Below are 22,197 nucleotides of genomic sequence, written 5' to 3'. Positions count from 1 at the left end.
GCTCATTTCTCCAGCCGTGCCGGCAGGTTGTTGGCCCACGTCGAGATCGTGCCCGCGCCGAGGCAGACAACCATGTCGCCCGGACGCGCCTGCTCGCGCACCAGCCGTTCGAGGTCATCCTCGCTGATGATCGCGCGCGCATGACGGTGGCCGTGGCGGATCAGCCCGGCGACCAGATCGTCGCGGGTCGCACCCTCGATCGGGTCCTCGCCCGCGCCATAGACCTCGGCAATGGCCACCACATCGGCCTCGTTGAAGCAGGTGCAGAAATCGTCGAACAGCGAATGCAGGCGCGAGTAGCGGTGCGGCTGGTGTACGGCGATGACCCGGCCCTCCGAGGCCTGCCGCGCGGCTTTCAGCACCGCGGCGATCTCCACCGGGTGGTGGCCGTAATCGTCGATGATCGTCACACCATTCACTTCGCCGACACGGGTGAAGCGGCGGTTCACACCGCCGAAGCCCGCCAGCGCGGCACGGATCTCATCAGCGGTCATGCCCAGATGGCGGGCGATGGCCACAGCCGACAGCGCGTTCGAGACGTTGTGATCACCCGGCATCGGCAGGGTGCAGCCCTCGATCACCATGTCTTCGACCTGGAAGGCGACATCGAAATGCGCCACGCCCTTTTCATAGCGCAGGTTGATCGCCCGCACATCGGCCTGCGCGTTGAAGCCGTAGGTGGTCACGCGGCGGTCGCTCACCCGGCCCACCAGTGCCTGCACCTCGGGGTGGTCGGTGCAGCACACCGCCAGACCGTAGAAGGGGATGTTCGACACGAACTGGTAAAAGCCGTCGCGCAGCTTCTCGATCGAGCCCCAGTGCTCCATGTGCTCGGGGTCGATGTTGGTGACGATGGCGATGGTCGCGGGCAGACGGTTGAAGGTGCCGTCGCTCTCGTCGGCCTCGACCACCATCCACTCACCCAGCCCCACACGCGCGTTCGAGCCATAGGCGTGGATGATGCCGCCGTTGATCACCGTCGGGTCGAGCCCGCCCGCATCAAGCAGCGTGGCGACCATGGTCGTGGTCGTGGTCTTGCCGTGCGTGCCGGCGACCGCGATGTTGGACTTGAGGCGCATCAGCTCGGCCAGCATCTCGGCCCGGCGCACCACCGGCAGACCGCGGCGCCGTGCCTCGTCAAGCTCGGGGTTGCCCGGCTTGATCGCCGAAGAGATCACCACCACCTCGGCGTTCTCGAGGTTCTCGGCGCGCTGACCCTCGAAGATCACGGCACCCAGATTGACCAGCCGCTCGGTGATCTTGCTGCACTTGAGGTCAGAGCCTTGCACCGCGTAGCCGTGGTTGAGCAGCACCTCGGCGATGCCGGACATGCCGATGCCGCCAATGCCGACGAAATGGATCGGGCCAACGTCGCCCGGAAGTTTGGTTGCAGGGCTCATGGCCACGCCTCCTTCGGGAAGTCTTTCATCTTTCATCTTGGCCCGGCCTCCTGCTGTCCCGCCTGTTCTTGGTATTGTTCTTCTTCATAATGCTCGGACTCGTCGGTTGTTCCGAAACCGGCAAGTTCTTCAACCATCTGCGCAAGACCAAGCGCCGCATCAGGATGCGAGACCGACAGCGCCGCCCGGGCCATCTGCGCCGCGCCCTCGCCATTGGCCAGCACCGCCGCCATCGCCTCGGTCATCGCCTCGACCGAGAGCTTGCTTTCCGGGATGCGGATCGCCGCACCGGCATCCACCAGCCCCTGCGCATTGACTGTCTGGTGATCGCCCGCCGCCACCGCGTAGGGGATCAGGATCGAGGGCCGCCCGATCACCGAGATATCCGCCACCGACGAGGCGCCCGAGCGCGAGATCACCAGCTGCGCCTCGGACATGCGCGTCGGAACATCGGTGAAGAAGGGCTGCACATCGGCGTCGATGCCGTGCTCGTAGTAGAATTTGGCGACGCGCTCACCATCTTCGTCGCGCGCCTGATGGCTGACCCGCAGGTGCCGCAGGATCTCCATCGGCAGCCGCTCGATCGCCGGGGGCACCACATCCGACAGGATGCGCGCGCCCTGCGAGCCGCCAATCACCAGCAGCGACATCGGGTAATCGCCCGGCGGGATATAGCCCGCCGCCGCCCGCTCGCGCACGGCGCTGCGCACCGGGTTGCCGACGGGAATGCCCTCGACCCCTTCGGGCAGCTTGGTCGGCCATGTGCCGCAGGCCACCGCGTTGACCTTCTTGGCGAAGATCTCGTTCACCCGGCCGAGCACGCCGTTCTGTTCATGGATCATCGAGGGCAGCTTCAGCAGCCGCGCCGCGCCAAGCGCCGGGATCGACGGGTAGCCGCCAAAGCCCACCACCACATTGGGGCGGTCACGGCGGAACCGGCGCGCCATCGACAGGATGCCCCGGCCGACCTTCAGTGGCACGGTGATCTTCGACATCATCCCGCCGCGCGCGAAAGTGGCCGAACTGACCTCTTCGATTTCCGTGGAATGGGGGAAGCCGCCGGTGTAGCGCGCGCCGCGCGCGTCGGTCGAGAGCTTCACCCGCCAGCCACGCCGCAGCATGATCTCGGCCAGCGCCTGTGCGGGGAACATATGCCCGCCCGTGCCGCCGGCCGCGATGACCAGAAGGGGGCGCCTGCTTTGTTCCGCCATATACTCGACCTCTCTGCGGGGTCTGACGCCCCGCTGCCTCTGCTTCACCACCGCACTTGACCGATACTCTGACTCGGGCGCGGCACCACGATTTCGCGCCCGTTTATCGCAGCGGGCCGCGGCGGGAAAGCACCGCAGCCCGCGCTATGGCTCAGCGCATGCGCGCACGCAGGATCTCGCCGATCTCGCCCTGCGGACGCGAGCGGGTGAAGGCCAGCAACATGCCCACGGCGATGCCGCCCGCGATCAGCGACGAGCCGCCGTAGCTGACGAAGGGCAGCGTCATGCCCTTGGCGGGCAGCAAGCGCACCGCGACGCCCATGTTGATCATCGCCTGCACGCCGAAGATGGCGGCAAGCCCGGTCCCGGCGAGCCGGATGAAGGGGTCGCGCTCACGCATCAGCCGGGTCATCGAGCGCACCACCACAGTGGCGTAAAGCGCGATGATCACCATCACCAGCACCAGCCCGTATTCCTCGGCCGCAACCGCGATGATGAAGTCGGTATGCGCATCGGGCAGCGACCATTTCACCTGCCCCTCGCCCACGCCGACGCCGAAAAACCCGCCCTCGCGGATGGCGTTGGTGGCATAGCCAAGCTGGGTGTTGGGATCGACATCCGGCGTCAGGAAGCCGTCGATGCGCCGCGCGAAGTGCTCGGAGTTGTTATAGGCGAAGGTGCCGCCCAGAACCACCAGCCCGGCAAGGCAGACCAGCAGGAACATCGGCGCGCCGCCGACGAACCACATCACGCCCCAGGAAAAGAGGATGAGGCAGGCCTGACCGAAATCGGGCTGCAATGCCAAGGTGATGACGATCGCGCACATCAGGCCGAAGGACCACAGTTTGCCCGGAGGCCCGCCGATCTCCTGGCTTGCGGCCATCAGCCATGCGGCGACGATCACGAAGGCGGGCTTGAGGAATTCCGACGGCTGCACGCTGGCAAAGCCCAGCGAGTACCAGCGCACCGCGCCCTTGCCGAAGTCGGTGCCGAGGAACGGCAGCGCCAGCAGCGAGGCGAAGGCGAAAAGAAAGCCGATCACCGCCGCGCGGCGCACCATCACCGGCGTCATCATTGACGTGAGGAACATCGCCGTCAGCGCCAGCCCGCCGAACAGCGCCTGCCGCTGCACGTAATGGAAGGGCGCAAAGCCGTTGCGCTCGGCCAGCGGCGGCGACGCCGCAAGGCCCAGCAGGATGCCGACCCCGAAAAGCATAAGAATGCAGGACAGCGACCATCTGTCCACCGTCCGCCACCATTTGGGCAGGACAGGTTCGCCATCGCGCACGGAGACCGCGCCGTAGACCATTTCCGTCATGGGAATACCGCTCAATTTGCCTGATCGTCCGGGTTTTCCCGGATCTTGAGCGAGAGGCTAGCACCTGCCGTGCCGTTTGGGAAGTACGCGGCGGCCCTCCTGTGCTCTGCATCGGCCCCCTGCCCGCTCTTGCAGCGCGGCGCGATCCGGTGTTTCAGGGCGGCATGGAGATCAACACGCTCATTCTCGGCGCCGGCGCGGCTGGCATGATGTGTGCCGCCCACGCGGGGCCGGGCACGCTGGTCATTGATCACGCGCGCGCGCCTGGCGAGAAGATCCGCATTTCAGGCGGCGGGCGCTGCAATTTCACCAACCTCGGCACCGAGCCCTCGCGCTTCCTGTCGCAGAACCCGCATTTCTGCAAATCCGCACTGGCACGCTACAGCCAGTGGGATTTCATCGAACTGGTCTCGCGCCACGGCATCGCATGGCATGAAAAGACCCTCGGGCAGCTTTTCTGCGACGGCAAGGGGACGCAGATCGTCGCCATGCTGCTGCGCGAGATGGAGGCCGCGGGCGCCGAGCTGTGGCTGCAGACTTCGCTGCGGGATCTGACCCATGCCGATGGCCTCTACACCGCCCGGGTCGAGCGCGAGGGGCGTGAGACGGTGATCCGGGCAAGGAACCTCGTGGTGGCCACCGGCGGGCGGTCGATCCCCAAGATGGGCGCGACGGGGCTCGCCTATGACATTGCCCGCCAGTTCGGCCACGCGCTGATCGCGCCCCGCCCCGGCCTCGTGCCGCTGACCTTCCCCGAAGGACGCTTTGCCGATCTTGCCGGCGTCGCGCTGCCCGCGCGGGTCACGGCGGGCGGCACCAGCTTCGACGAGGCGCTGCTCTTTACCCATCGCGGCCTGTCGGGGCCGTCGATCCTGCAAGCGTCGAGCTATTGGCACGAGGGTGAGGAGATCACCGTCAATCTCTCCCCTGCCCTCGATCCCGCCGCGCATCTGCGCGCCGCGCGCAAGGGCGCGGGCAAGCGCGCGCTGACCACCGAGATGCGGCAAATCCTGCCCGAACGGCTGGTCGGCCATCTTGCGGATCACCTCGACCTTTCCGGCAATCTCGCCGACCTCTCCGATAAGCGTGCCGCGGCGCTGGCCGAGGCGCTACAGGCATGGGTTCTGCGCCCCTCCGGTTCGGAAGGCTGGCGCACCGCCGAGGTCACGCTGGGCGGGGTCGATACCGATGGGCTCGACAGCCGCAGCATGGGCTCGAAAACCCAAGCGGGCCTCTATTTCATCGGCGAGGCGGTGGATGTCACCGGCTGGCTCGGCGGGTACAACTTCCAATGGGCCTGGGCCTCGGGCGCAGCCGCCGGGCAATCCATCGCCGCTGGCTGACGCCGGGCCTTGAATTCGTCATCGCGCCGTTACATTTTGTCATCCGATCTTCACATTGGACGACACCATGGCTTTCGCGGACCATCCCACGCTCTATCCCACAAACTGGCTGCGTGACCTGCACGCGCAGGTGCCGCGCAAGTTTGTCCGCGACCTGATGAACCGCTGGCGCTATGGCGCCGAGGCACCGATGTCGGACGAGCTGATCCACGTCGATCCGATGACCGTCAACCACCTCTACACCGGCTCGCCGAAGATGCGCCGCCGCCAGAGCGGCATGGTCGTCCCCGGCGACTGGGATCTCAAGCGCCGCCCGGTCGAGGATCACATCAAGCTGATCAGCTGCCGCATGCATTTCGAGGGCGGCACGCCGTGGCGCGACACGCCGCTGTTCCAGAAGCTGCTCGACGAGATCAATCAGGGCGGCGTGCCGGATGAATGCGCCACCGAAGAGGACCTCGTGGCGCGCTACGAGCGGCTCGATCAGGTGTTCGAGGAAACCCGCCGCCGAGGCCGCCTGCTGGCGCGCACCGAACTGCCCGAATACTTCCGGCGCGAACATGGCGGCATCCTGGTGCACGTGGGGCGCGACGGCACGCTGCTGCGCGCCAGCGGCGGCGCGCACCGTTTTGCCATCTCGCGTATCCTTCGCCTGCCGAAGATCCCCGCGCAGCTTGGCGTGGTGCACCCGCAGGCGCTGGCTGACGGGCTGCTGCGCGAGATGCGCCAGCCCTGAGCGGCCCGCGCCGGGCGGGTCGTCAGGGCGAAGGCTCAGACTCAGGCAAAGCCTCAGAGCGCGGCGCGCACCCGCGCGGCGAAATCCTCGCCGCGCTTTTCGAAACTGTCGTATTGGTCGAAACTGGCTGCCGCAGGCGCCAGCAGCACCACCTCGCCGGGCTGCGCCTCGGCACGGGCGCGGGCCACGGCGGTCGCCATATCGGTGCAGATCTCGGCCTCGATCCCCGGCAGACCCAGCGCGAAATTCGCCGCCTCGCGACCGATAACATAGGCTTTGGTCACATGGGCCAGCCCCGGCGCCAGCCCCGAAAGACCGCCCTCCTTCATCAGCCCGCCGCAGATCCAGCGGATGTTCTGGAACGCCAGCAGCGCCTTGACCGCTGCGTCGACGTTGGTCGCCTTGCTGTCGTTGACATAGGTGACCCCGCCCGCCTCGGCGATGATCTGGCTGCGATGCGGCAGCCCCTCGAAGCTGTGGAAGGCCGCCTCGACCTGCCGCGGCGCCACGCCGAGCGCGCGCACGGCGGCATAGGCCGCGCAGGCGTTCTGGTGGTTGTGCGCCCCCGGCAGCCCCTTCACCGCACGCAAATCGATCGAGGCCACCTGACGGCCCTTACGCCACTCGGTGAGGAAGCCTTTGCGGGCATAGACCACCCAGCCCGGCCCCGAGAGCTTGGACCCAGACGAGACCCGGATCACCCGGTCGTCGGTCGGCCCCTCGGAAAGCTGGTTGGCCAGATACTGCCCCTCGGCCTCGTCGACGCCGATCACGCAGCGATCCGGGCCACCTTCGGCGAAGAGCCGGCGCTTGGCGGCGAAATAGCCGCCCATGCCGCCGTGGCGGTCGAGGTGGTCGGGCGAGAGATTGGTGAACACCGCCACATCCGGCGTCAGTGCGCGCGCAAGGTCGGTCTGATAGCTCGACAGCTCCAGCACCACCACGCCGCCATCGCCCGGCGGGTCGATGTCCAGAACGCCGCGCCCGATGTTGCCCGCCAGCTGGCTCTCGCGCCCGGCGCTTTGCAGGATGTGGTGGATCAGCGCCGAGGTGGTGGACTTGCCGTTCGAGCCGGTGACCGCGATCACCCGCGGCGGGCTGTCGTACATGTCCCAGTCCGAGCCCGCGGCCGAGAGCGAGCGGAAGAACAGCCCGATGTCATTGTCGACCGGCACGCCTGCTGCCCATGCGGCGGCGATCACCGCGTTAGGCTCGGGGTAGAGATGCGGAATGCCGGGCGAGACCACCAGCCAGTCGACACCGTCGAACCCGCCCTGCTTTGCCAGATCGCGGCTCTCGAAACCTTCCGCCTCGGCGGTTTCGCGCGCGGTGGCATTGTCGTCCCAGACCAGCACCGAGGCGCCGCCTTCGCGCAGGGCGCGCGCCGCCGACAGGCCCGAACGCCCCAGACCCAGCACCGCAACGCAGCGCTCCTCGAAGCCAGATACCGGAATCATGCCATTGTCCCCATGCCTGCAAATGCTCATGCCTCACGGCTAGCGCATCGGCGCGGCGCGCACCAGAGCAGGCGGTGCGGGACAAATCTCTTGCAAGAGATTTGCAACGTCCTTGGAAGGACGTTGCCCCCTGCCCCGCCTCAGCGCAGCTTCAGCGTCGCCAGCCCGATCAGCGCGAGTATGAGCGAGATGATCCAGAAGCGGATGACGATCTGCGGCTCGGCCCAGCCCTTCTTCTCGTAGTGGTGGTGGATTGGCGCCATCAGGAACACCCGCTTGCCGGTGCGCTTGAAGTAGAGCACCTGGATGATCACCGAGAGCGCCTCGACCACGAAAAGACCGCCGACGATGGCCAGCACGATCTCGTGCTTGGTGGCCACGGCAATGGCACCAAGCCCGCCGCCCAGAGCCAGCGAGCCGGTGTCGCCCATGAAGACCGCTGCGGGCGGCGCATTGTACCACAAAAAGCCGAGCCCGCCGCCGATCAGCGCGGCGGTGAAGATCAGGATCTCGCCGGTGCCGGGCACATAGTGCACGTCGAGATATTCGGTGAAGTCGGTCCGGCCCACCGCATAGGCGATGATGCCCAGCGTGCCGCCGGCAATCATCACCGGCATGATGGCAAGCCCGTCAAGACCGTCGGTCAGGTTCACCGCATTGGCGGCCCCGACAATGACGATCATCGCGAAGGGCACGAACAGCCAGCCAAGATCGAGCAGCGCGTTCTTGAACACCGGGAAGGCCAACTGGCCTGTCAAATCGGCCGGATGCAGCCATGCCGCCCAGGCCGCCGCCACCGCCGCAATGCCAAAGCCGATGGCCAACCGCACCTTGCCCGACACGCCATCGGTGTTCTGCTTTTTCACCTTGGCATAATCGTCGGCAAAGCCGATCGCGGCGTAGCCCATGGTGACAAAGAGCACCATCCAGACAAAGCCATTGTCGAGCCGCGCCCAAAGCAGCGTCGAGGTCAGCAGCGCGCCGACGATCAGCAGCCCGCCCATGGTCGGCGTGCCCGCCTTGACGAAATGCCCCTCGGGCCCGTCGGTGCGGATCGGCTGGCCCTTGCCCTGCCGCTTGCGCAGCACGTCGATCAGCGGCCGACCGAAGAGGAACCCGAAGATCAGCGCGGTCAGAAACGCCCCGCCCGCCCGGAAAGTGATGTAGCGGAAGAGGTTGAAGACATCGCCGCCGTCACTCAATCCAGTCAGCCAATAGAGCATGAGCCCCGGTCCTTCTTGTCAGCTAGTGGCGGGCGCATGACCCATTTTGCGGATCGCGTCAACCACGCGCGCCAGCGCCATGGAGAGCGAGCCCTTCACCAGCACAACATCGCCGGCGTCGAGATCATGGCGCACCCGCTCGGCCATGGCGGTGCTGGTCTCGGCCCAATGGCCGCGCTTGTGCTCGGGCAGCGCCAGCCAAAGATCGCGCATCAGCGGCCCGACGCAATGCACGAGGTCGATGCAGCCCATCGAAGGATGTTCCGCCAGAGCGCGGTGCAACTCATGCTCCTGCGCGCCCAGCTCTTTCATATCGCCGAGATAGGCGATGCGCCGCCCATGCGCGACGCGCCCCACGCCGTCCTTGGGCTTTGCGCCCGCCAGAACCTCCAGCGAGGCGCCCAGCGAGGCGGGGTTGGCGTTATAGGCGTCGTCGATCAGTTCCAGCGTCAGCTGCGTCTCCACCGGATCGAGGGTGATCACCTCGCGCAGGCCCCGTCCCGCGCCAGCCTCCCACTGCCCCAGCGCGGTGACCGCCAGCGCCCGGTCGAGCCCCATGGCATGCACCACGGCCAGAACGCCCATGCCGTTGACCGCGAAATGCCGCCCCGGCACCCCGACCTTATAGAGCACATGCGTGCGCCACGCGCGACCCTGCGCCACGGTGGTGGCATCGCCCACGGTGACCTCTTCGACGCGGTGGTGATTGCCCGCCGCCTCGCCGAAGGTGATCACATGCGCCGCCCTGGCCTCGGCCAGTTTCACCAGCAGCGGCGAGACCTCGAGATCGCCGTTGACCACGGCGCTGCCGCCGGGCTCCAGCCCCTCGAAGATCGCCGCCTTCTCGCGCGCGATGCCCTCGAGGTTCTCGAAGGCAGCCAGATGCGCGGGCGCAACGATGGTGATCATCGCCACATGCGGCCGCGCCATGCGGCTCAGCGGCGCGATCTCGCCGGGGTGGTTCATGCCGATCTCGATCACGGCAAAATCCACGTCCTTGGGCATCCGCGCCAGCGTCAGCGGCACGCCCCAATGGTTGTTGTAGCTTTTCTCGGCGGCATGGACCGTGCCCTGCGCGCCCAGCACGGTGCGCAGCATCTCCTTTGTCGAGGTCTTGCCCACCGAGCCGGTCACCGCCACCACCTGCGCCCGTGTCCGGGCCCGCGCGGCGCGCCCCAAAGCCTCGAGCCCCGGCAGCACGTCATCGACGATCAACAACGGCGCATCCGCGGGCACGCCCTCGGGGATGCGGCTGACGAGCGCGGCCCCCGCGCCTTTCTCCAGCGCCTGCGCCACGAAGTCATGCGCGTCACGCGCCGCGGTCAGGGCGACAAAGAGATCGCCCTTCTCCAGCGTGCGGGTGTCGATCGAAACGCCGTTGACGCTCCAGTTGCCAATGGCCCGCCCGCCGGTTGCGGCGGCGGCCTCTTCAGCCGTCCAAAGCGTCACAGCCCTCTCCCGTCCAGCGCGTTCACCGCCACGCTTGCCTGTTCCACGTCGTCGAAAGGATAGATCGTGTCGCCGACGATCTGCCCGGTCTCATGGCCCTTGCCGAGGATCATCAGCGCGTCCCCCGGCCCCAGCGCATCGACGCCGCGCAGGATCGCCTCGGCGCGGTCGCCGACCTCCAGCGCGCCCGGCGCGCCGTCCAGCACCTCGGCGCGGATCGCCGCCGGGTCCTCGCTGCGCGGGTTGTCGTCCGAAACGATCACCATGTCGGCAAACTCATGCGCCGCGGCGCCCATCAGCGGGCGTTTGCCCGGATCGCGGTCGCCGCCCGCGCCGACGATGGCGACCAGCCGCCCCATCACATGCGGACGCAGCGCCTGCAGCGCGGTCGAGACCGCATCGGGCGTATGGGCGAAATCCACATAGACCGCCGCGCCATTGTCACGCGTCGCGGCAAGCTGCATGCGCCCGCGCACGGTCTCCAGCCGTTCCAGCGCCGGAAAGACCCGTTCGGCCTCGGCACCGCAGGCCAGCGCCAGACCGGCGGCCAGCGCCGCGTTCTGCCCCTGAAAACCGCCGATGAGCCCCAGCCGCAGCTGCTGCACCGCGCCGCGCCAGTCGAGCCGCAGGTCCTGCCCGGTGGCATGGAACCGCTGGCCGAGGATGCGCAGATCGCAGCCTTCCGCCGCGCCAACCGAAATGACCTCTTGCCCCCGCGCGCGGGCGATGGCCATCATGTCGACGCCGCGCGGGTCGTCGATATTGATCACCGCGATGCCGTCATCCGGCAGAACCCGCGCGAAAAGCCCCGCTTTGGCGGCGAAATACTCTTCGAAATCCGCGTGGTAATCGAGGTGATCCTGCGTGAAATTGGTGAACCCCGCCGCCGCCAGTTGCACACCGTCGAGGCGGCGCTGATCGAGCCCGTGGCTCGAGGCCTCCATGGCGCAATGATCGACCCCCGCCGCCGCCGCTTCGGACAGGGCGCGGTGCAGGGTGATCGGCTCGGGCGTGGTGTGCTTGAGCGGCGCCTGCCAGTCGCCCTCGACGCCGGTGGTGCCGAGGTTGATGGCGCGATAGCCGAGATCCTGCCAGATGTGGCGCAGGAAGGTCGCGACCGAGGTCTTGCCATTGGTGCCGGTGACAGCGGCCATCACCTGCGGCTGCGCGCCGAACCACAGCGCCGCAGCGTAGGAGAGCGCCTGCCGCGGATCGGCGGCGATCACCAGCGCGGCATCGCTTTCGGCCAGCGCCGCGGCGGCCAGCGCCGCGCCTTCGGCATCGGTGAGAATGGCGGCGGCGCCCTGCGCCAGAGCGGTGGGAATGAACGTCGCGCCGTGCACCTTGGTGCCCGGCAATGCGGCAAACAGATGCCCCGGCTGCACGTCCCGGCTGTCGACCGAGACCCCCGTCACCTCTGCATCGCGACCGCCGCGTGCGGTCAGCCCCAGCTCGCCGAGGCTCTTGCCTCCCTCAGAGACGGTGCTCATGACGGCCCTTTCATCGTTCTTAAAATACGCATGGCCAGAACCCGGCCAGAGGCGCGCGGCCCGGTCAGTTCCGAACCAGCGTCACCTCCTCCTCTTCTGGCACATCGTATTCCGGACGCAAGCCCAGAAGCGGCGCGATCCTGCCGATCATCTCGGCGGCCACCGGCACAGCGGTCCAGCCCGCCGAACGGCGCGGACGGCTGCCCGAGGTCTCGACCGGCTCGTCGAGCGTCACCACCAGCGCGTATTTGGGATCGTCGGCGGGGAAGATCGAGCTGAAGGTGGCGATCACCTTGTCCTTGTAATAGCCGCCGCCGCGTTCCTTGGGCTTGTCGGCGGTGCCGGTCTTGCCCGCGACCTTGTAGCCCGGCACATCGGCAAAGCTGGCGGTGCCGTCGGTCACCACGAGGCGCAGCATATGCGCGGCCTCATTGGCCACCTTCTCGGACATCACCTGCGGGCCATAATGCGGCCCGTCCTGCTTGAGCAGCGTCGGGCTGATCTTATGACCGCCGTTGGCGATGGCGGCATAACCCGCCGCAAGGTGCAGCGGCGAGGCCGAGAGACCGTGACCATAAGAGATCGTCACCGTGCTCAGTTCGGTCCAACGCGCCGGCAGCAGCGGTTTGCCGCCCGACGCTTCGGTCAGTTCAACGCCGGTGGGTTCGAAGAACCCCATACGCTTCAGGAAGTCCTGCTGCCGCTCGGGGCCGATCGCCAGCGCGATCTTGCCGGTGCCGCGGTTGGAACTGTGCTGAATGATGCCTTCGACGGTCTGCTTGCCGTAGTTGTGGCCCTCGAACTCGCCGATGCGGAAACCGCTGACCTTCATCGGCGGCGAGGTGTCGATCACCGTGTCGGGCTTCACCAGCCCCAGATCAAGCGCCTGCGCGGCGGCAAAGATTTTGAAGGTCGAGCCAAGCTCGTAGACGCCCTGAACCGCGTGGTTGAACAGCGGGCTGTCGGCGGGGCTGCCCGACACCGGCGGGCGCGGACGGTCGTTGGGATCGAAATCGGGCAGCGAGGCCATGGCGATGATCTCGCCGGTGTGCACGTCGAGCAGCACCGAGGCCGCGCCCTTGGCGTTCATCAGCTTCATGCCCGAGGACAGCACCCGCTCGGTCGCTGCCTGCACGGTCAGATCAATCGACAGCTCCAGCGGTGCGCCGCCGCGGGCCGGATCGCGCAGCTCGTCATCAAAGAAGCGCTCGATCCCGGCGGTGCCGATCACCTCTGCCGAAGCCACGCCCTCACGGCCAAAGCTGGCACCGCCTAGAATGTGCGAGGCCAGCTTGCCATTGGGATAAAGCCGCATCTCGCGCGGGCCGAACAGCAGGCCCGGCTCGCCGATGTCATGCACCGCCTGCATCTGCTCGGGGCTGATTTTCTTCTTCACCCACATGAACTTGCGCTTGCCGTTGGTGAAATCCTTCACCAGCCGCTCGTGGTTCAGATCGGGGAAGATCTTCATCAACTCATCGGCGGCGCGCAGCGGCTCGATCATCTGATGCGGGTGGGCGTAGAGCGAATGGGTTTCCATATTGGTCGCCAGCACCCGGCCCTGCCGGTCGACGATATCGGCGCGCGAGGCAATGATCGAGGACCCCGGAAGCTGCGCCCGCGGCTCCTCGGCTTCGGATTGCGCCAGCATGCCCATGCGCAAGCCGATCACCACGAAGGCGCAGAAGAACACCAGCCCGAGCACCAGAAGACGGCCCTCGGCGCGCACGCGCGCCTTGTCGCGCATCTGCTCGTGGCGGATCCGCAGGTTCTCGCGCTCGATCGCATCCGGGTTCTCACCGCGACGCCGCGCATCCAGAACGCGGGCCAGAGGCCGAAGCGGGATGCGCCCGTTCATCGCGAGGCCCCCGAGGCAGCACCTGCGCTGGTCACGTCCACAAGGTCGTTGAACACCAGCGCGCGATTATCGGGGTAATTCACCTGATCAATGCGCCCGAACTGCTCGGGGCGCATCGGCAGCAGGCCCAGCCGCTCGAAGTTCAGATCGGCAAGGTCGCGCAGCCGGTCGGGACGGTTGAGATAGGCCCATTCGGCGCGCAGGATCGACAGCCGCGCGCGGGCGTCGCCAATGTCGCGCTGCAGCTGGCGCACGTTGTCCAGCGAGGCCTGCGTCTTGTAGTTCTCGTGATAGGCCCAGAAGGCCAGACCGATCACCGCCATAAAGGTGGTCACATAGAGAAGCGTGCGCATCAGCTCTTTCCTCTCAACTGGGGCATGGAGAGCACCCCAGACTCGATATCTCCGGCCGCGGCCTCGGTCCGCCGCCCCACCCGCAGCCGCGCCGAACGCGAGCGCGGGTTGACCGCAAGCTCTTCGTCGTCCGGCCCCACGGCCTTGCGGGTCACCAGTTCGAAGCGCGGCGCCTCGGCCTCGACCTGCGGCTCGTAGCGGCTGACCGAATTGAGACGGCCCGCGCGTGCCTGCAGGAAGCGTTTGACCATGCGGTCTTCGACGGAATGGAAGGTGACGACGGCCAGAAAGCCGCCGGGCTTCAGCGCGCGCTCGGCGGCCATCAGCCCGCGCCACAGCGCGCCATACTCATCGTTGACCGCAATGCGCAGCGCCTGAAACGAGCGGGTCGCAGGATGCGACTGGCCGGGCTTGGGGCGCGGCAGGCAGGCCTCGACGATGGACGACAGGCGCGCGGTGGTCTCGATCGGCTCGACCGCGCGCTCGCGCACGATGGCCTTGGCGATGCGGCGCGACGCGCGCTCTTCGCCGAAGGTGTAAAGCACGTCCGCCAGCGTGGTCTCGTCGAGCCGCTTCACCAGATCGGCTGCGGTCTCTCCCGCCTGCTCCATACGCATGTCGAGCGGCCCGTCCTTCTGGAAGGAAAAGCCGCGCTCGGCACGGTCCAGCTGCATGGACGACACGCCCAGGTCCAGCACCACGCCATCGACGTTCTGCGCATGGGCATCCATATTGGCGAAATTGTCTTCGACCAGCTCCAGCCGGCCCTCGTACTGGCCGATCCATTCGGCGGCCATCTGATGCGCCAGCGGATCGCGGTCGATGCCGATCACCTTGTCGGCGCCCGCTTCGAGCAGGCCCCGCGCATAGCCCCCTGCCCCGAAGGTGCCGTCAACCCAAGTGCCCCGCACCGGCGCAACCGCCTCGATCAGGGGCCGCAGCAGGACGGGTACATGCGGAGCGGCGTTGGGGTCTTTGGGCGCCGCCATGGGTCAGGCCTCCTCGGCTTCGTCGTCTTCGTCGAGCAGCTGCAGCGGATCGAAGTCCGCAGGCATCTCGTCGAGGAATTCCTCGGTTCCGGCCAGTTCATCCTCTTCGAAGGTCTCGGGCTTCCAAATCTGGAAGGTGTCGACGTTGGAGGCGAAATAGGCCCAGTCTTCGAGACCGATCTTAGCACGCAGTTTGGCCGGAAGCACGATGCGCCCGGTTTCATCAACGCTGGTGGTGACGGATTGGGTCGAGAAGAGACGCTCCAGAAGGCGGCGCTTCTGCGAGCCGCGCTTCATGTCCGAGATGCGGTCCTCGACGGCCTCCATCTCCTCGATCGTGTAGCATTCAAGGTATTTGCGGCGGTGATCGCCGTAGACGATCACGAAGTTCGGGTTGAGTCCTTCGGTCCAGTCCGGATCACCGGCTTCGAGCACACGGCGGAAAGAGGCCGGAATCGACACGCGACCCTTGCCATCCACCTTGTTGCGGCTCTCGCCTCTGAACCTAAGCCTGCGGCCCACTGTCCCTACTCTCAAATCCCCGAAACGAAATACGGCGGGCTGATCTGCTGCCACTGATCAACCCGCCGCCTTGACCCGTTTTCCGGGCTAGTCCAGCTGCGCGTGCCACCTGGGGGGATGTCTGCTCGCTCACGCGCTGGATTCTTCATGTGGACGAAGGGCGGGTGCCTGTATGAACCTGCTCGTTTTATTATTCTGGGATGTTCTGCTGGGGTCGTTTGGTGCCCCTTAATCCCGTCCCTTCGTCGTGGTTAAAGGTATGTCATGGGAAAGCATGGGAAGCAATAGGAATTTACGGCCTACACCCCCTTCATGTTGTCCACACAGCCTGTGCAAAACTACATCTTGGGCGACGTTAGGTCAGTTTTCACGAACATGTGGTAAGCGGGAACCAGCTCAACGCTAAATATAGTCACGCGGCTGTGAGTAAAAATTCCCCACAAAATCCCAAAAAAAATTTCCCAACCATGGCCGGAATCGCGATCTCGTGAGCATTTCCCATGTCCACGTGATCGCATCAAGCCCTGAATCGGCGCCGCTTTCCCCATGAATCGGCGATTGAGCCCCCAGGACCACAGGTCACGTGACTCGCGATCCCAGTTTGACCCACACCCCGTCCCATGGTTTCCCATGCCGCCCATCCCATCCCGTCCCATGCCATCCCGCGCGGCATCTGCCTCTGGCGCAGCACGTGACGCAAACGTGTGCCGCCACCCCCTGCCGCATTCTGGAATTTCGCCCCGGAACGTGATCTTGGGATCTCATGGACCGCACATCTCTCGCCACCGCGGCGCTCTTCGCGCTGCTTGCCCTCACCGTCACCGCTCTGACCGTCGGCCCGCAGCTGGTGCCGGGGGATGCGCTGCTTGGCGACAAGATGCAGCACGCGCTCGGCTTTGGCGCCATCGTCGCCCCGGTCGCGCTGCTGCGCCCGCGCTGGCTGTGGTGGCTCGCCCCCGCCACGATCGCCTTTGGCGGCCTGATCGAAGTGGTGCAGGCCTATGTCGGGCGCGACGCAGAGCTTGGCGACTGGGCCGCGGACGCTATTGGGGTGCTGACCGCCGCGGCGCTGGCGATGGCGCTGCGCAGCCTTCTGGCGCGCCGGGGCCTGCTGCGCAGCCGATAAGCGGCCCGTCAGTCCACCCCACGAAGTGCCGCGCTTTGCAGCGCAATTGCCCGCTCCCTCGCCGCGTGCCGCATGCGCGGGCGCGAGGCCGCCGCCCCGCCTTGACCCGGCCCGGCGCATGGCTGATACCTGCGCGCAAAGGACGTGACGTATGACAACCCCCCGTATTACCGACAGCCACTGCCATCTCGACTTCCCCGACTTCGACGAGGAACGCCCCGAGATCATCGCCCGCGCGCTCGAGGCAGGCGTGCATCGCATGGTCACCATCTGCACCCGCCTGCGCAACGAGCCGCAGGTGCGCGCGATCGCAGAGGCCAATGATCCGGTGTTCTACGCCGCGGGCACCCACCCGATGAGCGCCGCCGAAGAGCCCATGGCCACCGTCGACGAGCTGGTGGCGCTGGCGCAGCATCCGAAGTTCGTGGGCATCGGCGAGACCGGGCTCGACTATCACTACACCGCCGACAGCGCAGAGGTGCAGAAGACCTCGCTCAAGGTGCATATCGACGCGGCGCAGGAAACCGGCCTGCCGCTGATCATCCACGCCCGCGCCGCCGATGACGACATGGCCCGCATCCTCACCGAAGCCTACCGCGCCAAGCCCTACGCCTGCGTGATGCATTGCTTCAGCTCCTCGGCGGATCTGGCGCGCGCGGCGCTGGACTGCGGCTTTTACCTGTCGATGTCCGGCATCGCCGCCTTCCCCAAGTCCAAGGACCTGCGCGAGATTTTCGCCAGCGCCCCGCTCGAGCGCATCCTCGTCGAGACCGACAGCCCCTATCTCGCGCCGCCGCCCTACCGCGGCAAGCGCAACGAGCCGGGCTACAGCGTGCACACCGCCAAGATCGGCGCCGAAACCTTCGGGCTCAGCTATGACGAGTTCGCCGCCGCGACCGAGGCCAACTTCGAGCGCCTCTTCGCCAAGGCCGCAAGCTGGAGCGCTGCATGAGCGGCGAGCTGCGTTTCACCATTCTCGGCTGCGGCTCGTCGGGCGGCGTGCCGCGGCTTGGCGGCAATTGGGGCGACTGCGACCCCACAAACCCCAAGAACACCCGCCGCCGCTGCTCGCTGCTGGTCGAGCGCGACGGGCCCGAGGGCACGACCCGCGTGCTGATCGACACTTCGCCCGACATGCGCGCGCAATTGCTCGACGCGGGCATCGGTCATCTCGACGCGGCGGTCTGGACGCATTCCCACGCCGATCACACCAATGGGCTCGACGATCTGCGGCAGATCGTCTTCAACCGCGGCGACCGGCTGCCGGTCTGGGCCGATGGCGCCACGCAGAACGAGCTGATCTCGCGCTTCGGTTATGCCTTCGTGCAACCCGAAGGCAGCCCCTACCCGCCGATCTTCGATCTGCACACGATCACCGGCCCCTTCGCCATCGACGGCGCTGGCGGGCCGATCGAGCTGACCCCGATTGAAGTGGACCACGGCAGCATCGACGCGCTCGGCTTCCGCATCGCCGATCTGGCCTATGTGCCGGATGTGGTGCGCCTCCCCGAAGAGGCCTGGGCGCATCTGTCCGATCTTGAATGCTTCATCATCGACGCGCTGCGCCGCAAGCCGCATCCGACCCACGCCCATCTCGATTTGGCGCTGGAATGGATCGCCCGCGCACAGCCGCGCGCGGCGGTGCTGACCAATATGCACATCGATCTCGACTATGCCACGCTCAAGGCCGAGACCCCGGACCACATCAACCCCGCCTATGACGGCATGGTGCTGCGCTATGCGCTCTGAGGAGAAGCGCTGCGCAGACCTGCCGAGCGGCACGCCCCCCAAAGCCCTTTCATTGTTCCCCAAATACGCCCGCCGGAGGCCATGCGCCGCCCGGCGCATGCCCTGAAAGCTCCTCTCCCATGCAGGCCCTTCTCGACGTCATCCTCCCCGTCTTCATCGTCATCGGCGCGGGCTATCTCGCCAGTTGGCGCAAGCTGCTGACCGACAATGCCATCGACGGGCTCATGGGCTTCACCCAGACCATCGCCGTGCCCTGCCTGCTGTTCCGCGCCATGTGGCAGCTCGACCTTGGCGAATATTTCCGCTTCGATCTGCTGTTTTCCTTCTACGCCGGGGCAATCACCTGCTTTTTCGTGGCGCTCCTCGGCGCGCGCTTCATCTTCGGGCGCGACTGGGAGGACAGCGTGGTCATCGGCTTCTGCGGGCTCTTCTCGAATTCGCTGCTGATCGGCCTGCCGATCACCGAGCAGGCCTATGGCGAGGACGCGCTGAACGGCAACTATGCGATCATCGCCATGCACTCGCCGCTCTGCTACGCCATCGGCATCACCGCGATGGAGATCGCCCGCGCCCGCGGCACCGAACTGCGGCGGCTGCCGATCACCATCACCCGCTCGCTGTTTCGCACGCCGATGGTCATCGGCATCACCATCGGCATTCTCTTCAACCTGCTGAACGTCGAGCTGCCGCATCCGGTGACCGAGGCGCTGGCACTGCTCACCCGCACCGCCCTGCCCTGCGCGCTCTTCGCGCTTGGCGGCGTGCTCTTCCGCTACCGCCCCGAAGGCGATCTGCGCACCATTCTCTTTGTCTGCGCGCTCTCGCTCGGGCTGCACCCGCTGATCACCTACAGCCTCGGCACCGCCTTCGCGCTGCCCACCGACGCCTTCCGTTCGGCTGTGGTCACCGCCTCCGTGGCACCGGGCGTCAATGCCTATGTCTTCGCCAATCTCTACGGACGGGCCAAACGCGTCGCCGCCTCCTCGGTGCTGCTCGCCACTGGTATGTGCATCATCACCACCTGGGCCTGGCTGCACCTGCTGCCCTGAATGCTGCCATGCGCGGCGCCGCACACCTGTCGCAAATCGTCCATGACATGACGCGGCAGGCGTGACGCGCCGCCTAAGGATGCGCAACACTCGGATCCCGGAGGCCTAGGCGCCCCGGGTCCGGAGCAGACTACATGATTAACGTCTTGGCCAGCGTCTGGGCACTTCTGCTCGGGATCGTGCTCATCATGTTGGGCAATGGCATGCATTTCACCCTCATCGGCCTGCGCGGCGGGATCGAGGGGTTTTCGGCCACCGAGCTTGCGGTCGTCACATCCGGCTATTTCATCGGCTTCCTGTCCGGCGCGCGGGTGACGCCGGATCTCATTCGGCGGGTCGGCCATGTGCGGGTCTTCGCCGCGCTTGGCAGCTTCATGTCGGCGGGGCTTATTGCCCTCCCGCTGATCGCCGAGCCCTGGGCTTGGACGCTGCTGCGGGTGCTCATCGGCTTTTGCATGTCCGGCGTCTATGTCACCGCCGAAAGCTGGCTCAACCACGCCGCAACCAACGAGACCCGCGGCAAGGTGCTCTCGGCCTATATGATCGCGCAGACCCTCGGCATTATCGGCGCGCAGGGGCTGCTGTCGCTGGGCGATGCGGGCACCTCGGCGCTGTTCATCGGAGCCTCGATCCTCGTGTCGGTCTCTTTCGCGCCGATTCTGCTGTCGGTCACCCCGGTGCCCGCGGTCGAGGTCGCCCGGCCCATGCCGCTGCGCGCGCTCTTCAAAGGCTCGCCGCTCGGCACGGTGGGGATATTCCTGCTCGGCAGCGTCTATGCGACGCAATCGGGCATGGGCGCGGTCTTCGGCACGCAGATCGGGCTCGGCGCCGGGCAGATCGCGCTCTTCGTGGCCATGCTCTTTGCCGGCGCGCTGGTGCTGCAATATCCGATCGGCTGGCTGTCGGACCTGATGGACCGGCGCAAGCTGATCTTCGGCACCTCCGTACTCGGCGCTGCGGCCTGCGCGCTGGGATGGGTCACCGGCGGCGACCTTCGCGCGCTGCTCGCTGCGGCCTTCCTCGCGGGCGGCGTCACCACGCCGCTCTATGCGCTGCTGCTTGCCTTCACCAATGACGCGCTGTCGGCCGAAGACATGCCCGCCGCCTCGGGCGGGCTGGTCTTCACCTTCGGGCTCGGCGCCATCGCGGGCCCTCTGGTCACCGGCTGGGCGATGCAGGCGGCGGGCCCCGCCGCCTTCTGGCTGGTGCTCAGCGCGACCTTCGTGGCGATGGCCCTCTACGCGCTTTATCGCATGACACAGCGCGCGCCTCTGCCAATAGAAGAGGCCGAGAGCTATCTCAACGTGCTGCCGACCAGTTCGCCCGTGGCGGTCGAGGCTGCCGGCGCTTGGGCCGCCGAGAACGCCGAGGCAGACCGCGAAGAGCCGCCCCCCTACTAACCCCCAAAAACCACCCCCCGCTTCTTCTCTTTCAAAATACGCCGGGGGTGAATTGGCCGCAGGCCAAGAGGGGGCAGCGCCCCCTCTCGCGCCCTCACAATCAAAGTTCCCCACGGATTCTTTCCGCCACCCGCCGCAACCGCCAATTTGATGGTTCCCCCCGCGGCCCCGTGGATCTATACGGAGCCCGTTTGAACCGCCGGCAAAAGGACAGGTGAGCAATGGCTAACGTGGTCGTCGTGGGCGCCCAGTGGGGCGACGAAGGCAAGGGCAAGATCGTGGACTGGCTCTCGGAGCGGGCCGACGTGGTCGCGCGCTTCCAAGGGGGCCACAATGCAGGCCATACGCTCGTCATCGACGGCAAGGTGTTCAAGCTGAACGCCCTGCCCTCCGGTGTGGTGCGCGGCGGCAAGCTGTCGGTGATCGGCAATGGCGTGGTGCTCGACCCGTGGCACCTGGTGAAAGAGATCGCGACGATCCGCGAGCAGGGCGTCGAGATCAGCCCCGAGACGCTGATGATCGCCGAGAACACGCCGCTGATCCTGCCGATCCACGGCGAGCTCGACCGTGCCCGCGAGGAAGCGGCCACGAAGGGCACCAAGATCGGCACCACCGGTCGCGGCATCGGCCCGGCCTATGAAGACAAGGTGGGCCGCCGCTCGGTGCGCGTCGCCGATCTCGCCGATCCCGCGACGCTGGAACACCGCGTCGACCGCGCGCTGCAGCACCATGATGCGCTGCGCCGGGGCCTCGGCCTCGAGCCGGTGGACCGCGACGGTCTGATCGCTCAGCTGAAAGAGATCGCGCCGCAGATCCTCGAATATGCGGGCCCCGTTTGGAAAGTGCTCAACGAGCAGCGCCGCTCGGGCAAGCGCATCCTCTTCGAAGGCGCACAGGGCGCGCTGCTGGACATCGACTTCGGCACCTACCCCTTCGTGACCTCCTCGAATGTGATCGCCGGGCAGGCCGCCACCGGCACCGGCATCGGGCCGGGCTCGATCGACTTCGTGCTGGGCATCGTGAAGGCCTACACCACCCGCGTCGGCGAAGGCCCCTTCCCGACCGAACTTGATGACGAGGACGGCAACCGTCTCGGCACCCGTGGTCGCGAGTTCGGCACGGTGACCGGCCGCAAGCGTCGCTGTGGCTGGTTCGACGCGGTGCTGGTGCGCCAAACCTGCGTAACCTCGGGCGTCAACGGCATCTCGCTGACCAAGCTCGACGTGCTCGATGGTTTCGAGAACATCAAGATCTGCACCGGCTACGAGCTTGACGGCGAAGTGCTCGACCACCTGCCCATCGCGACCGAAGAACAGCTGCGCTGCAAGCCGATCTACGAAGAGATGGAAGGCTGGTCCGAGTCGACCGAAGGCGCGCGCAGCTGGAACGATCTGCCCGGCGCGGCGGTGAAATACGTGCGCCGCATCGAAGAGCTGATCGGCTGCCCGGTGGCGCTGCTGTCGACCTCGCCCGAGCGCGACGACACCATCCTCGTCACCGACCCTTTCGCGGACTGAGCGCGGC

The 22,197-nt window shown here is 66.9% G+C and carries 19 protein-coding genes; 8 read left to right on the top strand and 11 right to left on the bottom strand.

Going from position 1 to position 22,197, the window contains the following annotated elements:
• Window positions 1–2 precede the first annotated feature (2 nt).
• From murC to ftsW, 3 genes are all read right to left on the bottom strand, one after another.
• Window positions 3–1,400 carry a UDP-N-acetylmuramate--L-alanine ligase gene (murC, locus tag AYJ57_RS11580; RefSeq protein WP_066105246.1) on the bottom strand — a complete coding sequence of 466 codons (1,398 nt, stop codon included), beginning with the start codon at window positions 1,398–1,400 and terminating at the stop codon, window positions 3–5.
• Window positions 1,401–1,432: 32 nt separating this feature from the next.
• Complete coding sequence (locus AYJ57_RS11575; protein WP_083191226.1) at window positions 1,433–2,611, bottom strand: UDP-N-acetylglucosamine--N-acetylmuramyl-(pentapeptide) pyrophosphoryl-undecaprenol N-acetylglucosamine transferase; 1,179 nt, start codon at window positions 2,609–2,611, stop codon at window positions 1,433–1,435.
• Between the two features lie 151 nt (window positions 2,612–2,762).
• Window positions 2,763–3,929, bottom strand: a complete 1,167-nt coding sequence (gene ftsW, locus AYJ57_RS11570) for a putative lipid II flippase FtsW (protein WP_066105244.1) — start codon at window positions 3,927–3,929, stop codon at window positions 2,763–2,765.
• 164 nt (window positions 3,930–4,093) lie between these two features.
• On the opposite strand from ftsW, the gene AYJ57_RS11565 reads away from it, so the two are divergent.
• A complete protein-coding gene (locus AYJ57_RS11565) occupies window positions 4,094–5,272 on the top strand; it encodes an NAD(P)/FAD-dependent oxidoreductase (RefSeq protein WP_066107019.1) in 1,179 nt (392 codons plus the stop codon).
• 67 nt (window positions 5,273–5,339) lie between these two features.
• Window positions 5,340–6,008, top strand: a complete 669-nt coding sequence (locus AYJ57_RS11560) for a hypothetical protein (RefSeq protein ID WP_066105240.1) — start codon at window positions 5,340–5,342, stop codon at window positions 6,006–6,008.
• Between the two features lie 53 nt (window positions 6,009–6,061).
• Here the strand turns inward: AYJ57_RS11560 and murD are convergent, their stop codons facing one another.
• The 8 genes from murD to mraZ all read right to left on the bottom strand — a co-directional run bounded on the left by murD (window position 6,062) and on the right by mraZ (window position 15,349).
• Entirely contained in the window at window positions 6,062–7,465 is a 1,404-nt protein-coding gene (murD, locus tag AYJ57_RS11555) for a UDP-N-acetylmuramoyl-L-alanine--D-glutamate ligase (protein WP_066105237.1), read from the bottom strand.
• Between the two features lie 140 nt (window positions 7,466–7,605).
• On the bottom strand, window positions 7,606–8,688 hold the full coding sequence (gene mraY / locus AYJ57_RS11550; RefSeq protein ID WP_066105234.1) for a phospho-N-acetylmuramoyl-pentapeptide-transferase: 1,083 nt from the start codon (window positions 8,686–8,688) through the stop codon (window positions 7,606–7,608).
• A gap of 18 nt (window positions 8,689–8,706) precedes the next feature.
• Complete coding sequence (locus tag AYJ57_RS11545; protein WP_066105231.1) at window positions 8,707–10,137, bottom strand: UDP-N-acetylmuramoyl-tripeptide--D-alanyl-D-alanine ligase; 1,431 nt, start codon at window positions 10,135–10,137, stop codon at window positions 8,707–8,709.
• Entirely contained in the window at window positions 10,134–11,627 is a 1,494-nt protein-coding gene (locus tag AYJ57_RS11540) for a UDP-N-acetylmuramoyl-L-alanyl-D-glutamate--2,6-diaminopimelate ligase (protein ID WP_066105229.1), read from the bottom strand. The genes AYJ57_RS11545 and AYJ57_RS11540 overlap by 4 nt, the downstream gene beginning before the upstream one ends.
• A 64-nt stretch (window positions 11,628–11,691) precedes the next feature.
• The gene (locus tag AYJ57_RS11535; protein ID WP_066105226.1) at window positions 11,692–13,485 is read right to left on the bottom strand and encodes a peptidoglycan D,D-transpeptidase FtsI family protein; all 1,794 of its coding nucleotides are present in this window, start codon (window positions 13,483–13,485) and stop codon (window positions 11,692–11,694) included.
• A complete protein-coding gene (gene ftsL / locus AYJ57_RS11530) occupies window positions 13,482–13,838 on the bottom strand; it encodes a cell division protein FtsL (protein ID WP_066105223.1) in 357 nt (118 codons plus the stop codon). Before ftsL ends, AYJ57_RS11535 begins: the two co-directional genes overlap by 4 nt.
• A complete protein-coding gene (rsmH, locus tag AYJ57_RS11525; RefSeq protein ID WP_066105220.1) occupies window positions 13,838–14,827 on the bottom strand; it encodes a 16S rRNA (cytosine(1402)-N(4))-methyltransferase RsmH in 990 nt (329 codons plus the stop codon). Before rsmH ends, ftsL begins: the two co-directional genes overlap by 1 nt.
• A gap of 3 nt (window positions 14,828–14,830) precedes the next feature.
• Window positions 14,831–15,349, bottom strand: a complete 519-nt coding sequence (gene mraZ / locus AYJ57_RS11520) for a division/cell wall cluster transcriptional repressor MraZ (protein WP_066105217.1) — start codon at window positions 15,347–15,349, stop codon at window positions 14,831–14,833.
• Window positions 15,350–16,112: 763 nt separating this feature from the next.
• Between mraZ and AYJ57_RS11515 the strand changes: the two genes are divergently transcribed.
• The 6 genes from AYJ57_RS11515 to AYJ57_RS11490 all read left to right on the top strand — a co-directional run bounded on the left by AYJ57_RS11515 (window position 16,113) and on the right by AYJ57_RS11490 (window position 22,190).
• Window positions 16,113–16,475, top strand: coding sequence for a teicoplanin resistance protein VanZ (locus tag AYJ57_RS11515; protein ID WP_066105214.1), 363 nt, complete (start codon window positions 16,113–16,115; stop codon window positions 16,473–16,475).
• A gap of 151 nt (window positions 16,476–16,626) precedes the next feature.
• Window positions 16,627–17,427: a TatD family hydrolase gene (locus AYJ57_RS11510; protein WP_066105211.1), complete on the top strand. Its 801-nt coding sequence runs from the start codon at window positions 16,627–16,629 to the stop codon at window positions 17,425–17,427.
• Window positions 17,424–18,224, top strand: coding sequence for an MBL fold metallo-hydrolase (locus AYJ57_RS11505; RefSeq protein WP_066105208.1), 801 nt, complete (start codon window positions 17,424–17,426; stop codon window positions 18,222–18,224). The genes AYJ57_RS11510 and AYJ57_RS11505 overlap by 4 nt, the downstream gene beginning before the upstream one ends.
• 119 nt (window positions 18,225–18,343) lie before the next feature.
• On the top strand, window positions 18,344–19,273 hold the full coding sequence (locus tag AYJ57_RS11500; RefSeq protein ID WP_066105205.1) for an AEC family transporter: 930 nt from the start codon (window positions 18,344–18,346) through the stop codon (window positions 19,271–19,273).
• Between the two features lie 134 nt (window positions 19,274–19,407).
• Window positions 19,408–20,673, top strand: a complete 1,266-nt coding sequence (locus tag AYJ57_RS11495; RefSeq protein ID WP_066105201.1) for an MFS transporter — start codon at window positions 19,408–19,410, stop codon at window positions 20,671–20,673.
• A 221-nt stretch (window positions 20,674–20,894) separates the two neighbouring features.
• Window positions 20,895–22,190: an adenylosuccinate synthase gene (locus AYJ57_RS11490; protein WP_066105197.1), complete on the top strand. Its 1,296-nt coding sequence runs from the start codon at window positions 20,895–20,897 to the stop codon at window positions 22,188–22,190.
• Window positions 22,191–22,197: the final 7 nt, after the last annotated feature.

Origin of the sequence: Salipiger sp. CCB-MM3 (genome assembly GCF_001687105.1) — a bacterium.
GTDB lineage: Bacteria > Pseudomonadota > Alphaproteobacteria > Rhodobacterales > Rhodobacteraceae > Salipiger.
Note: the sequence above shows the minus strand (reverse complement) of the source record. Positions and strands in the feature narration are given on the sequence as shown.